This window comes from Bacteroides sp. (assembly GCF_028690125.1).
Classification (GTDB): domain Bacteria; phylum Bacteroidota; class Bacteroidia; order Bacteroidales; family Bacteroidaceae; genus Bacteroides.
In genome coordinates this window covers 1-13956 of record NZ_JAQVBV010000070.1, presented here as the reverse complement: position 1 = coordinate 13956, position 13956 = coordinate 1, and the positions used below count along the sequence as shown (strand labels likewise).

The 13956-nt window shown below is 38.8% G+C and carries 21 protein-coding genes; 2 read left to right on the top strand and 19 right to left on the bottom strand.

All coding sequences use genetic code 11. The features are described 5' to 3' along the window. Positions 1-797 precede the first annotated feature (797 nt). Positions 798-1232 carry a hypothetical protein gene (locus tag PHO71_RS23925; protein ID WP_300208489.1) on the top strand — a complete coding sequence of 145 codons (435 nt, stop codon included), beginning with the start codon at positions 798-800 and terminating at the stop codon, positions 1230-1232. 30 nt (positions 1233-1262) lie between these two features. Next, entirely contained in the window at positions 1263-1949 is a 687-nt protein-coding gene (locus PHO71_RS23920; RefSeq protein ID WP_300208486.1) for a hypothetical protein, read from the top strand. Between the two features lie 1945 nt (positions 1950-3894). On the opposite strand, the gene PHO71_RS23915 is transcribed toward PHO71_RS23920, so the two are convergent. From PHO71_RS23915 to PHO71_RS23825, 19 genes are all read right to left on the bottom strand, one after another. Beyond that, a complete protein-coding gene (locus PHO71_RS23915; RefSeq protein ID WP_300208483.1) occupies positions 3895-4134 on the bottom strand; it encodes a hypothetical protein in 240 nt (79 codons plus the stop codon). Beyond that, positions 4127-4390: a hypothetical protein gene (locus PHO71_RS23910; protein ID WP_300208480.1), complete on the bottom strand. Its 264-nt coding sequence runs from the start codon at positions 4388-4390 to the stop codon at positions 4127-4129. The genes PHO71_RS23915 and PHO71_RS23910 overlap by 8 nt, the downstream gene beginning before the upstream one ends. Continuing rightward, positions 4390-4593: a hypothetical protein gene (locus PHO71_RS23905; protein WP_300208478.1), complete on the bottom strand. Its 204-nt coding sequence runs from the start codon at positions 4591-4593 to the stop codon at positions 4390-4392. Before PHO71_RS23905 ends, PHO71_RS23910 begins: the two co-directional genes overlap by 1 nt. Positions 4594-4822: 229 nt before the next feature. Further along, positions 4823-5062 (bottom strand): hypothetical protein, encoded by a 240-nt coding sequence (locus PHO71_RS23900; protein ID WP_300208475.1) that lies wholly within the window; start codon positions 5060-5062, stop codon positions 4823-4825. A gap of 141 nt (positions 5063-5203) precedes the next feature. After that, on the bottom strand, positions 5204-5362 hold the full coding sequence (locus PHO71_RS23895; protein ID WP_300208473.1) for a hypothetical protein: 159 nt from the start codon (positions 5360-5362) through the stop codon (positions 5204-5206). Positions 5363-5453: 91 nt separating this feature from the next. After that, the gene (locus tag PHO71_RS23890; RefSeq protein ID WP_300208471.1) at positions 5454-6047 is read right to left on the bottom strand and encodes a hypothetical protein; all 594 of its coding nucleotides are present in this window, start codon (positions 6045-6047) and stop codon (positions 5454-5456) included. A 316-nt stretch (positions 6048-6363) separates the two neighbouring features. Further along, positions 6364-6561, bottom strand: coding sequence for a hypothetical protein (locus PHO71_RS23885; RefSeq protein WP_300208468.1), 198 nt, complete (start codon positions 6559-6561; stop codon positions 6364-6366). A gap of 604 nt (positions 6562-7165) precedes the next feature. Then, a complete protein-coding gene (locus tag PHO71_RS23880; RefSeq protein WP_300208465.1) occupies positions 7166-7351 on the bottom strand; it encodes a hypothetical protein in 186 nt (61 codons plus the stop codon). A 71-nt stretch (positions 7352-7422) separates the two neighbouring features. Further along, a complete protein-coding gene (locus tag PHO71_RS23875; RefSeq protein ID WP_300208462.1) occupies positions 7423-7587 on the bottom strand; it encodes a hypothetical protein in 165 nt (54 codons plus the stop codon). 166 nt (positions 7588-7753) lie between these two features. Next, on the bottom strand, positions 7754-8020 hold the full coding sequence (locus PHO71_RS23870; RefSeq protein WP_300208459.1) for a hypothetical protein: 267 nt from the start codon (positions 8018-8020) through the stop codon (positions 7754-7756). Continuing rightward, complete coding sequence (locus PHO71_RS23865; RefSeq protein WP_300208457.1) at positions 8017-8268, bottom strand: hypothetical protein; 252 nt, start codon at positions 8266-8268, stop codon at positions 8017-8019. The genes PHO71_RS23870 and PHO71_RS23865 overlap by 4 nt, the downstream gene beginning before the upstream one ends. A gap of 159 nt (positions 8269-8427) precedes the next feature. Then, positions 8428-8607 (bottom strand): hypothetical protein, encoded by a 180-nt coding sequence (locus tag PHO71_RS23860; protein ID WP_300208454.1) that lies wholly within the window; start codon positions 8605-8607, stop codon positions 8428-8430. After that, the gene (locus tag PHO71_RS23855; protein ID WP_300208452.1) at positions 8597-8800 is read right to left on the bottom strand and encodes a hypothetical protein; all 204 of its coding nucleotides are present in this window, start codon (positions 8798-8800) and stop codon (positions 8597-8599) included. Before PHO71_RS23855 ends, PHO71_RS23860 begins: the two co-directional genes overlap by 11 nt. A gap of 12 nt (positions 8801-8812) precedes the next feature. Continuing rightward, entirely contained in the window at positions 8813-9847 is a 1035-nt protein-coding gene (locus PHO71_RS23850; protein ID WP_300208449.1) for an RNA ligase family protein, read from the bottom strand. A gap of 1421 nt (positions 9848-11268) precedes the next feature. Then, positions 11269-11631 (bottom strand): hypothetical protein, encoded by a 363-nt coding sequence (locus PHO71_RS23845; RefSeq protein ID WP_300208447.1) that lies wholly within the window; start codon positions 11629-11631, stop codon positions 11269-11271. A gap of 32 nt (positions 11632-11663) precedes the next feature. After that, entirely contained in the window at positions 11664-11816 is a 153-nt protein-coding gene (locus tag PHO71_RS23840; RefSeq protein WP_300208445.1) for a hypothetical protein, read from the bottom strand. An 8-nt stretch (positions 11817-11824) separates the two neighbouring features. Further along, positions 11825-12145 (bottom strand): hypothetical protein, encoded by a 321-nt coding sequence (locus tag PHO71_RS23835; protein WP_300208443.1) that lies wholly within the window; start codon positions 12143-12145, stop codon positions 11825-11827. An 82-nt stretch (positions 12146-12227) separates the two neighbouring features. After that, entirely contained in the window at positions 12228-13307 is a 1080-nt protein-coding gene (locus PHO71_RS23830) for a transposase (RefSeq protein ID WP_300208491.1), read from the bottom strand. After that, entirely contained in the window at positions 13273-13878 is a 606-nt protein-coding gene (locus PHO71_RS23825) for an IS607 family transposase (protein ID WP_300208441.1), read from the bottom strand. The genes PHO71_RS23830 and PHO71_RS23825 overlap by 35 nt, the downstream gene beginning before the upstream one ends. Between the last annotated feature and the right edge of the window lie 78 nt (positions 13879-13956).

Genomic DNA, 13956 nt, shown 5'->3' with positions numbered 1-13956 from the left:
TTTGAAGTTCTGGCCTTTGAAGGTTTTGGGTCTGGTATACAATTCAGATAATTCAAAATTCTCTACGCAATTTACACTCGTTACAAGGTAGGGTGCACTCTAGGTTGAAATGGTTACAAAGTACCAATGGTTGGTACGCTGTAACCTAAGCGTCGGGGGTCTGGGTCTGGTGCACAATTCAGATAATTCAATGTTGTATTTGTAGTGAATTGTAAGGAGAAAAGGCACTATTCCGAACACACCACCACGGCGCATGTGAAGTATGGAACTTGTAATATTCTGATTTTCAGACTATTCAATTATCTGAATATTGAGTTATCTGACTATTCAATTATCTGAATATTGAGTTATCTATTTTGCATACACTGCAGTGCTGATACTGTGCTGTATACACGTCGGGGGTCTGCCAGAATATTCTGATAATTCATCCTATTACGTGTATACAAACGCCTTGTGAAGTATGGAACTTGTAATATTCAGATAACTTCGCGGGGGTCTGGGTCTGGTATACAATTCAGATAATTCAGAATTGTCAGAATATTCAGTTATGCTCACCAAGTACGGAAGTTATGAGAATAGGCAATATTCAGACAATTAGAGTATTCTGGATTGCACTACAATACTTCACCCTGATAAAGCACTGAATGAAGACTAAATATTCAGATGTTGACAGGGATGATATGCCGTGCTATAATGTACACATAGTAAAGGGAAGGGGGAATAAAGGGAAAATTCAGACAGTTTAGAATCTTGACAATTGAATAAATGTTCAAACAATTCTGAAAGAGGTGAATACTGTGAATAAACAGACTATTACAGTAGATTTTGACGATACATTGTATACAAAGGCATTTGTTGAAATTGCCAGAAAGCGCTTGAGTTTTTTCAAAACACTGATCAATTCCGGAATATTCAGAGTAGTTGTAGTTACTGCGAGAAAAGACAATATTCATGAAATTGTAGAATTTTGCGACAATAATGACATCAGAATTGACGGAATTGTACATAATGCAGGGAATAAACTGGCAATTCTGAAAGAATTGAATACTGTAGCACATTTTGAAGATTCTGACAGTATCACCCCCTTACTAGCTGAGAATGGAATAAATGTATTCTATATGGGGGAGTATACATCTCAGAATTGTAAGACAACTTGGAAGAGTTCCTTGGTAGCACAGGGTATTTGGCACTACTACGTTCTAGATAATAATACTAGAGGGTTGGATGAATAATCATACAATTTGAAAGGATGGTAAACTAGAATGAAGAATCGCCTTGTATTTGATACAGAAACGTATGGCTTGAAACCTCAGAATATTGTATTCGATATTGCATGGAGTGTATTTAACAAGCGTTCCAAACTAGTAGAACGTAACTACTTGGTAAAGGAAACGTATCTGCCAAATTATCTGAAAAGTCTTCCCTTTTACGGTGAGGGAAAAGTAGAAAAATACGCTACAATTGAGAAAACAGCGGAAATTCTGAATTGGTCAAATATTCTGACAACTCTCTGGATGGACATTAAAGAATATTCTGTAAGTGAAGTAATTGCATACAATCTCCCCTTTGATTTGGAAGCATTACAAACTACTAACCAATCCATAAGGGAAAGAGAATTCAGAATTTTCAACGGATTGCAATTGACTGATTTGTATAGCGTATTCTGCAATTTTGTGAAAAATAGGAAAGATTACGTAAGATTCTGCATTGAGCATCAATTTATCAGTAATGCAGGTAATATTCTGACAAATGCTGAAGTTGCGTATCGCTTCCTAACTAGTAACCCTTACCATGTAGAATCACATACTGCATTATCAGACATTCAGGAAGAGCTGTATATTTATCAGACTATTCAGGCGAAAAAAAAGCGTTATCAAATGGAAGCAGTTAGTATGCCGTGGAAGGTAGTAAGTTACAACGCTATCAATATGTCTAACAGGAGAAAATAGTATGAATCGTATACTAAGTTGTATTTTACTTTTTTACGCAACATGCGGAATATTCGCACTATTCTATGTTATCAGATGCGCATACTAGTGAGACAATTTAAAAAGGATACAAGCTAGTTTTCACTCCTGGCTTGTATCCTTTTTTTATTTACTAAATTGTCTGAAAATTCGCATTTCGCGCGGGGGTCTGGGTCTGGTATACAATTCAGATAATTCACCCTATTCCGTGTATACAACAACGCTTGTGAAGTATGGAACTTGTAATATTCAGACAATATCAAATGTATTGTACACACTACCACTTCACCGTAGTAGTGGAATGAGTCTGGGTAGTCAGTTAAATCGGTCGCCAGAATATTCAGAATAATTCAATTTGTTCCTGCTAGCACTGTGAAGGAATGAGTCTTGGTAGTCAGTTAAATCGGTATTCAGAATATTCTGAATAATTCAATTTGCAGGAATATTCATACTATAACTGGTTTAAAAAAATCCATCTTGTGAAGTATGGAACTTGTAATATTCAGACTACTCCTACTAACAGGATGGAATGTCAACCCCTCTGGATATTCCTGGCTGGCATGTATATCTATGTATATATAGTATTACTATATAAGATAGTAATAGCTGGTGTGGTTGATATTACCTCTTAAATGTTAGTGTGTAGAACAAAGTAGACATATAACCGTATACAATAGCTTCTATTGTGTACATTCTTACTTTGTTCAGTGTGGTAGATAGAATAGCTTCTATTGTATAGTATAGAAGCTATTGTATAGTATAGAAGCTATAGTGAACCTTATATTTTGTTCAGTGGGGTTTTGTTCAATTTAGTGAACCTTATATTTTGTTCAGTGGGGTTTTGTTCAATTTAGTGAACCTTATATTTTGTTCAGTGGGGTTTTGTTCAATTTAGTGAACCTTATATTTTGTTCAGTGTGAGTTTTGTTATAGTTCCCAGGGTACACAATGGAAGCTATGGTAATTGCACAATTTGCCCTTTTGTCACTAAGTGACAAAAATGTCTCATGCATGATATATTCTGCATTCTGCATGATGTAGGCTAAAATGGGTGAAATGGCAAAAATATGGCAAAATAGCCTAAATTTTGTCATATATGTGACGAAAAAACGCGAAAAACAGCGAAAAAACGCGAAAAACAGCGAAAAACAGCGAAAAACAGCGAAAAAACGCCCTTTTCGTGCGTTAAAGCGCACACACGTCAGTACACGGGTTGCTAGCAAGTACCTATATACCCTTTGTAAAATAGTACAATTTGTTACTTAGTGACAATTTAGTCCATTATAGTATGCCTATGTAGTACTATTCTTCCCTGTCTATTTACCATTTATATATAAAGTAATAACATATAATACACCTATTTAATATATCTACTTTATTATATGTATATAGTATTAAAGGAATAGTTATGTATATAGGGTGTATTGGATATATTGGGTATATTGGGTGTATTGGGAATAAATAAAGGTTCTTCTTTCGAGGGGGAGTTTTTAAAATCTGGTTATTCTATATTGTATACATTGTATTAATATACTAAAAAAGGAGGTTTTATCCTCCTTTAATTTAATTGGATTATTTTTAATAAATTGGAGTGTACCCTTCCTTTAACACTTTAGTCAAGCAGAGTGCTGCTGAGCTTGCTTTAAACACTCTTCCGACTGTTTTGTCTTCTTTCTGTTTTACAGCTATGATGATAATTTTCACGCACCTCCCAAGTAGTGTGAAATTTCTGCTTCTGGAACTTTAATCCGGTAGCATGATAATACCTGTGGTGTGTTACTTCTTTGAATATTCCTACTAAGTGATACTGGGTGGAGTTCAGGAATTGCTTCAACTGGGAGAGTTTTCTAAATACTCTCCTTTCTTCGTGGAATGGGGCGTTTTTTGGGAATAACAGCGTTGTAACGTGGTAAAGTGTTCGCTTCATTTAATCTTCGAAGCGATGGACGATTCTTCCTGAAACTTCATTCAACTTTATTCCTGCCTTTTGTGCTGCAATTCTGTCTACCCCTTTCATAATATACAGCTCTCCATTTGCTAAGATTCGGAGAATTTCTCCATTTATTATTGGAGTACCAAATTCATCAACAATGAATAGTTTGATTTCTCCTTCTTGCTCATCCATATCTATTTGATAGTTGTTTTTCGTCTGATACAGCTTAGGCATCTGTCTTTTCCTCCTTTTTAGTATAGAAAGAATGTTTGTAATCTTTTGTGCTGGTTATGAAATCATGCATATCTTGTAGTATTTGCGCAATATTCTTTTCTTTGAAAAGGTGGTAATAAGCTGAAACATAGTTTAGTATAGAGTTGTATGGTTTCTTTAATGTTACTATGTTTTCAGCTGCTGAATTTTCAAAATTCAATGGAATTTGGTGGAGCTGGAATCCATGTTTATTTTCAGCTTTAATTATTATTTGCATTATTCCTCCTCCTTCATTTCTACCAGGAGATCAGCGAATATTTTGAGAAATGGGCTCGTTTTGTTTGCGTAACTTTCCAGATAATGCAACTCAGTTGCAAGTTGGTACAGCTCGTTGTAGTCCAGAATAAACTGCGCTTTACCTTCTTTAATGCGAGCTAGCATTTTATTTCCTCCTTTAGTGTGATAAAGTATGGTTGCCATTCCAGGAACGCCCATCCGAACCCTCCCCTCAGGATGAAACCATTATATCATGAAGCCCCCAGAAGGTCAAGCGGAACATTTTTTCTTTCTATTCCTACTTGTATCCAGCTGGATTGTATACAATCCGTACTTCGCGCGGGGGTCTGGTGCACAATTTTCATAATTCATCTTTTTCAGACTATTTTAAAGTATGAAAAAACCCCTCCATTGTTTTGGAGGGGTGATTAATCTAATTGTTAGATTCAGCGTTTTCAGTATCCTCAGAAATATCGTGAATGTCCGGATCAAAGTTCTCTTCCACATAGGTTTCGATGAAATCCGCGAGAACTTTCTGCATCGGAAGAGAAGCCATCTTCACAATCGCCTTGAACTTCGCGTGAACGTCCACAGGCACGCGAACCGTGACCGTCTTCCTAACAACCTTTTCAACCTTCTTGCTGTCGTTGTTAACGATATTAAGTGTAGTCATAGTGTAATCCTCCTTGGAATTTTGTTGGAGGGGAAAGGCTCTCCCCTCTCTCGACTGTACCCACATATTATATCATGAAGCTCGGAGCTTGTCAAGGGTGATTTCAGGACTTGCTAATCTTTCTTGTTCTACAATCCAGATTTATTCTGCTACCATCAATACTCTGTTGTTGAAATTGCTGCACTTGTATGACTTCCCAGACTCTGACCATGCTCGGAACGTATGATCTGTCAGCTTGTCAATGTAATAAAGTCCTAGAGAGCCATCCTTGTAACCTTTGTCAAAAGCTTCCGAGCTCATTTTCAGAACCTTCATCCGAACCCCTCCCCTCAGGATGAAACCATCATATCATGAAGCCCCTGGATGGTCAATAGGTCTTAAGGCTCATCCTTTAGTCTTTATTTTGGAAATAGTCTGGAAGCTCGTACAATGCGAAGTCAGTCAGTTTGAAATGTTCCATCAGTTGCAAACTTGCTTCAGTAAACATTGCTTCAGCGATTGTATCTTGTCCAACATTTGTAAAGGATGTCAGGTAGGAAATGTCGCAAGTATCCTTGCTTGTTACTGACGCAACAAAGTTGTCATAATCATCTGCAATCTCCTGAACAATCTGATTGTACACTTTCTCGACAGTATGAGGCGCAACACATTCTCTATCTTCTTTGAATGGAATGTGTGCAATCGCGTCTTTTCCGACAATATAGGCTTCTCTGATGTCAGGATTGGATAGATAAAATGCAATATCCATTGCGGATGGAATACAGTTGTAGTTTGGATGAGTGTGTACATCAATTGCGTAGTCGCAGATGTCTAGCATGTTGAAGTATTCATAAGGAATATCAATGCTGTCGTCATGCTCTCCGACTAGCTGGTGCATCATGAAAATTCCGCCATTCATGTCATCAGGCATGTTGAACAACATGGAAATTTCAGTGTTCGCGTCCTTTGGCAGTGCCTCAGCAATCCTTCTGAAAATTTTGCTCATCCGAACCCCTCCCCCATTTGATGAAACCATTATACCATGAAGCTCCTGGATGGTCAATAGGCCCTAAGGCCTATCTTATAGATTTTCTTTTCCGACGAGGAATCCTTTCCAGAAGAGCAATCCTCTCGGATTCCCACAATCTTCTGTAAACTCCGAGCCACGTGGCGTATTCCTTGGAGTAATAGGCATTTTTCTGAAGAATGTTCAGCCAATTAGTTTCATATTTCATGCTAACCCTCCCTCATTTGATAAAACCATTATATCATGAAGCCCCCAGATGGTCAAGCGGAACATCTAGTAAATCTTGTAGTGCAATTTAGTTTTCTGAATCAGTTCCTAGGTTATATAAATCTGCCATAAATTCCCTCAAATCTGCCGCCGCAATTTGCACACTAGCAGGAACTATAGTATTATTACCAAGAATCCATTTTAATACATCGAATGAATTTTCAAGCATTAGAGTCAATTCCTCGTGGTCAAATTCCGCTGTAATTTTCTTATCAATTAATTTCATGTGAACCCCTCCCTTACCGTGAAAACCATTATACCATGAAGCTCCCGGATTTACAATAGGCCTTAAGGCTCAAGTGCTATTTTTATTATTCAGAAAATTAAGTGTGGCGCGGGGGTCTGGTATACAATTTGCATAATTCAACTTTGTGTTTGTATAAAAAAATGACGACTCACAATTAAGTGAAGTCGTCGATTCTGTGCTATCAACCAGCGTTACGGACCACATAATTCATTCTGATGGAGTGTACCTAGTGGGTAGATTCAGTCTGTTAGAATATACTTTTAATGTTATCTTATACAGCAAATCTCTAAGATGAAGCACATACACTGCTAAAAATATATCTATTGCAAACAAGATAAGAAATAAAATTATAGTTGAGTATGTCATATACGTCTCCTTTAATCACTAAGCATTATTACTGATACAATAAGAATCCACGATATAAACATACAGGTGAAAATTATTGTATTCATTATATCTTTATATAGAGTATCCATTTACACCTCCGTATATGCCTCTAGAATGCCCTGTATTGAACAATGTAGTGGTAATCAACCACCAGTATTAGCTGATACTAAACGTGTTGTGTAGCAAGGATAAATGGCTAATCCGGAGTTATAAATACAGCCTGTAAACCCTGCCCACTTGTTTTTGTTTCTTGGATAACTTTAACCATATAAACTGGTGCATCTCCATCCTTTGGTAGAACTTTATGAAGAACATCTCTAGTAGTATTGTAATCATCTGAAACATGAATAATGGAATTTTTATGGAGCAACGCATATTTCATTTAACCCGCCCTCTCTTTAGTATAGATTCAATACCCCTGCTGGTAACAGGATCATCACAAAAATAAATCAGTTATTCCAACCTGTCCAGCATCTCCACCTTCTCCGCTTCGATCTCCGTCAGGAAGGCTTCAATCTCCCCGAGCAGGAGTTCCATTTTTTCGGGAAACGCGAACTCACCAACAAAATAATTCAGCACCCGATGCAGGAGTTCAACGGCCTTCGCCTCGCGTGTCATTCCTCCACCGCCTCCACCTCGTACACCCCGCCGCGATTCCTCAGTCGGTAAGCCCCTCCGCAATTCTCGCAATCGAAAGTGTCGTCGTACTCCTCATCCTGCTGCTTGGCTAGCCAGATGTTTTCCTCGTCAGCCTGTCCGCAGTGCGGGCAGATAGGGACGTGCGTCATTCCTCACCCCTCGCTTTCCTGATGGCGACAAGCCCCTTCGACGTACACAAGTTCATATCCACCATTTCTTCCAGCGCCTCCAGCATCTCCGGCGCAGCGGCGATGACGTGGGCGTTGTCCTTCTGGTCTCGTGGCGTAATCTGACATATACGTGTATATCCACCTTTGCCGCTCTTCGTTTCCGCGTTCGAGTACACCTCGTAACTTGCGGTGTTCCCGAACAGGTTCTCAGCCACCCTCCACGGTCCCGGCGTATGGCTCATTTTTCTTCCCTCCTGATAGCGGCTCTTGCGAGATCAAGCGCATAGTGCTTGCCGAAACCGTTCATCTCTACCATCTCCACCATCGTCTTAAGAGCAATCGCCATCTCGGCCTTCTCCGCTTCGAGGTGCTCCACCCGATCTATCGCGAAGCCCAGCGCGTGCTCAGACTCTGCCTTCTCCGCTTCGAGGCGCATTATTTCCTCGTTCTTCGCGTCTATAAGCGCAACAATATGCTTCGGAACTCTCATTCCGTCACCTCCGCTTTCCCGCCCTCTTCAATCAGACAGCGGGCAGCCCGTTCAAGCCTCTGTTGTGCGTCTATGCGGCGAAAATACTTGTCTGACGTTGCGCCGCAGACATCTCCAGCGACAGCCTCATACCACTCGACGACGACAGCTTTCAATTCGTCAAAGGTCATGCCAACCATCCTTCCCATATCGCTCGTCAAGCAAATCAATAGCTGCGATCCACAGGTTATTGATTGCGTCTATGCGGCGGAAGTATTTGTCCGCACTCGCACCTTCCTTGTCCGCGTCGTGCGCCAGCTTCCATTCCATGACCAGCGCTTTCAATTCGTCAAAGGTCATACACCTCCACCCACTCCACTTTTACATACGTCGCTTCTTTGGGATTCTCACACCACGGCAAGTCCTTCAAACATTTTTCTTCACCTGATAGAAAACATTCCAATTCCATAATTTCTTTATACTTATTTGGGCTGATTCCCAATCTCCAACAGTGGTAATCAAGTCCATTATTCATTTCATATCTGTAACCCATCTGGTTCACCCACTATGCAGTAACTGTTGGCAGCCATACTTCCCTGATAAGCCTTGCACAGTAAGTGTTAATGAGTTTGCTAAGAGCCTTCATCTCTTCTTTAGTAAGAGAGGTGATTATATGCCTATCTGTAGAAAGCCTCCAATCCTGCTGTACATCCTTATTCATCTCTTTCAGAATTGTGCCGAAGTCCTTTTCAGTTAGGTCAGAGTAGTGGGAGAGTATGTTACTAAGCCTATTCTCATTTATCAAGGAAATAATCTCGTTTGCAGCAATCTTAAACTCTTCTGATACTTCTTCAGAAATCTTTACAGGCTTATTTTTGCTAGATTTGTTTTCATGAAATTTATCATTAACCTTCTTAAATATTATGCGCTCTCCATCAGGAAAATAAGCTGTTCTATTTGGTGAAATTACTGCACCCTCCATTATATTATCATCAATAGGGTCAAGTTTAAACATATTTGGAACTACTGTTTGACAATTAGGATTAAAATTCATAGCTGCTTCTCTTTCACCACAATACAGAATTGGAACATGAGGTATACCAACTAGGTTAAGAATATGAAAAACATCTGATTTTGACAAATAACACGAAGTAGTGTTTGTATCTCCTGAATAAAACAAATATATATCAAAGCCTATGAAGAAGTTAAATGGGGAATACTGTACTCCTTTTTGGATTCTAGTACCATTAGACTTGTTGTTATAGTAACCACCAGCTAGCTCACCATAAACAGTAACTTGCTCCAACTGCCGATCCCCAGCTCCATCTTTAGTAGGAAGTATGTAGTGCATGACTTCAAACAGCCTTATCAGCTTTTGGAAAATATCATCTGAAAAGTTCTTAGCAATATTGTAATACTGAGAGTCTTTATCAAGAACTTGATTTCGTGAGCAAACCTTTATATCATCTTTTGTTACCATGAAAGATAAGTTAGAACCATGAATCTTTTCAGTAACAAACCAAACACCGCCAGGAAGTGGTTGCTCAGTGTACACTGATTTATTGATATTTATGATGCTATTGTACTTTTTAAATTTCATTCTCCCCAACCTCCAATAATACTGTAAATATAATCAGGTAGATACTGTGCCTTAAACGTACAGGTGCGTTCAAAGCAAAGGTTATATTGGCATTGCATACAAGAAAAATCACATCTGTGCTCTATATTGGCACTAGAAAAGTATATAAGTGGACAGACAAACATAGGAAATGTTCTGAAGTGATGCTTTAAATTACACATGACTCACCCACCTTTCCACTATGGTACTATTATACCATAAGTCTAATTGTGTCACCATATCTTTATAACTAAAGTATGTAATACAGAGTAAATAAAATATTTAGTCGTAATTGTTGATTGCTAAAGAACAAATCATGCAATAAGGAGAGTGCTCTCTTTTAAGATTCTCTATAGCATATGGACAATCACTACATACGCAGAAGGAATTAAACTTATTATTATATCTATATTGAAAGAAACAATAACTAAAACGATTAACAAAAATAAGTGCATTTATTCCATAAGTGCGTTTAAGCTCTGTCATTGTTGACATATATCATCCCACCTCCTTTAACATCTGCTATAAGGCTGTTGTTTACTCCAAGAGAGCAGCAATAAGTATTCTCCTTATTTATTATAAAACTATATGGACAGTTACGTGGAGAGCACCTTAAACAACCCCCAGTTAGTCGCAGTTGATACTCACATCTTTTACCATAAAAACTCCTTGGCTCTGATGTAACAACATACATTATAGACTTTAAATTTTCACTCATTAGGATACCCCCAATCTTTTGTACCACTGTGCATACCTAAAACTATGTGAAAACACACAACACATATTAATAGAATCCACCAAAATGAAGTATGGGCATTTTGTACAATTTAATACAACATCTTGGTTATGTGCATATGCACATACATGTAGAACGTAATGACCTGAATTTGCGTTAATGATGTCTACTATATTATATGAATATAGATTCATTTAGTATTCACCTCTAGACCTATAAATATCTCTAGGCATCCTATTATCTCCAAATGCACAAAAGCACATAATATACTCACTAGATACACCAGTTACATAATATTGACATTCATAACATGTTGGTAAATTTGTAAGTGCACAACTATACCCATAAGTATTATCTTGTTTAAATATACAGTTTAAACTAAGCATTGCTGTTAGCCCCCCTTGCTGTAACATACTCTGAGGCCTCACCTATAGGAAGTAAAAATACACAACTGTTAGGGGTAAAGGAACAACCAACCAACAGCATAACTCTGTATGGGCACTGACCACACTGACCAGATAGAACGCAACAAAAGTAACCCCTACCACTATGAAAAGAAAACAACTCTTTTATATTCACTTATGCCTGACCCCCCTCTCACCGTTACCCTTATATTATACCTTGAAACAATAAGAGGCACCACCCTTTTCAGGCAGTGCCTCTTATTTTAAATGTATACTTTGTATACTTTAAATTTCAATACATTCTCTCTAGGAAAAACAACCTCATCAAGCTCTTTGTTTTCTTTCATCTGCCCCTTAACAGGTATAATCACTATGTAATCATCATCAACATCATACTCACACGCTTGAACAACCTCAGTACCATTCAAGTAATCAATAACTACTTCATAGTGAGAGAATTTAGGCTCTTCAGTAGCTTTCTTCTTATCAGGTTCTTTTTTATCAGGCTTAGGTTTAGCTTTAATGCTACCATCAGGAGTTATAATAAATCTTGAGTCCATACCATCTACACTGTTGTTAAGATCACTCAGAACTTGAAGAAAACTGTTTATCATTGCTTCATTCATATACACTTCCCCTTTCTTATGCACCATCTTTGCTATTCATCATCTACGTAGCCATACACTTTTTCATACTTATCCTTGTATACACCTGACCCTTTACAAAGTGTGCAAATTGATTTACGTTTATTGTATGCAACTGTCATTACAACAAAACCATCACCACAACAAAGCGGGCAGGTATTATCCATGTGTATTCCTAAATATACTCTTCAGCAGTAACACTAACTGTAGCATCACCATCTACAGCAGTGATAATTATGTAGTTAGCTGCAATCCACAGCAATGGAGTAGACACAAATGAAGTGTCTGTATCAACTGCTATTTTGTGAGTAGTATTTGATCCAACCTGAACAGTAGCTTTACCAGAAGAAACATGGACAGAAAGAACATACTTTATCTGGTTAACAGGTGCACCTGCAACGCCTTGCACGGTATAGTTTCCTGCCGAACCCTTCTTCAAATCAAAAGAGACTGTTTCAGAGGCTCCACTAGTGATAGACAAAACTCCACTATACATTATTTGAGACAATTAAACACCCTCCGATCCTTTATACATAACTATACTTGATAAAGTTGCACATCAAGTAGCCTGTTGGGCATCACTCATCATTGAGTGAAGGCTGAATCTCGCAAAGCCCACGGAGGAAAATACCGCGAGCACCGTTGTAGTCCCTGTCCACTACAACACTATCATCTTTAATAAACTTAGCCCCACCTATCTTCTTAATCTTTCCATTCCAGGAACACGTCTTAGAGGTGTGTGCTTCATTCACGTTTATTACATGCTTACCATGCTCCCACGCCTTAAACTTTAAAAACTCTTGAAATCTAAAGTGTGCAAAGGTAAGCATATTTCTAACTGTTTTCGCTCTTATTTTTCTAGTCATTTTTCTACTCATCTGAGAAGTTTCAAACTTAGGTATTAAAATTATGTCAAAATTACGAACGAAGAATAAAGCAGTCTTGTAATGCAGTTCGTCAATTAAATCACGAACTTTCCACCTCATTTTACACTGCGCCCTCTTCATTCTGTACCTTTTGTTTTTACTCTTCTCTTTACGTGTTCTAGAGATTAAATCATCAAGATGGTAGCAAAGTCTTTGAATCCGTGAAAAGTCCCCAGCACCAACCTTACCACAGCAATCAGGAGCATAGAATGTAGCAAATGTGCGAATCCCAGGGTCAATAGAAACCACTCGGCCTTGGCTCTCGGCAATCTTTGTGGTAGTTTCTATCGGCACAACTACAAACCATCTACCCGCCCTGTAAGTAAGTAGGCAATCTTTTTGTGGCTTATCAAACCTCTCGGACATACTAATAAGCCCAAGAAGAGTGTGGTATGGCCCTTTCTCAGGGTGCATTGAAGATTTAGGAATGTGTATAGTCTGGCTAGGGGCCTTCTTAGTTCTAAACTTCACTGTAGAAAAAATTTTGTCCCTTTTCCATTTAGCTTTTGCAGACTTAACAGCTTGACATGCGTCTTTTATCGCCATAGCTTTTACTTGATAAGGCACATCAGCACACCAGTCTGGAAGGTCGTGCATAAGCCAGGCTTTTATCTGCATCCAATTAGCAAACGTATTGGGCTGCTTTAGGTAGTCAATAGTTCTGTTGTAAACATATCTAGAAGCCCCAACCCAATGCTTAAGTAACTTCCTCTGGTTGAAATCCGGGTATATCCGTATCTTCCTTGATTTTATCCCTATACTTTCTGAGTCCGTGCAATCTACACGAAAAGACGTGTAGGATGGTAAGCAAGTCAGTAGTGAGTTCTTGCTCTGGTGAAAGTGAAACCTCGTTAAGAACCACGAGTTTTCCACCATTTTGCTGTAGAACAAAGTCGATGAGTTCTGCTCCGAATCTTGCAAGGCGGTCTCGGTAGGCAACCACAAGTGTGACGACATCTCCGCGCATTGATCGTTCCAGTATGGCCCGTAGTCCTTTCCTTTTGTAACTGAGTCCTGAGCCAATGTCTTTGATGATTTCAGCATCAGGATATCGCTCTCGCATGTACTCTGCTTGTCTCTCAAGATCGCCTTTTTGCTTTGGGCTTGAGACTCTGCAGTAGCATATTGTAACTCGTCTTTCGGAAGAGGCTTCGGGTGGTTTGATATACTCGTCAATACAGACCCTTCTGTGCCCTCCTTCTGTTCGCAAACACGGTATAACTCCACTATCAGCCCACCTCCTTATCGTGTTAGGATGGAACCCGCTTAGTTCAGCAGCTTGCTCCACTGAGTAGTATCTCATACTCAAATCATAACACATATAATAAAGAAATGAGGGGGCTTTGTTAGGAAATGTTATTTAGGTATACTTCCTCCTTTT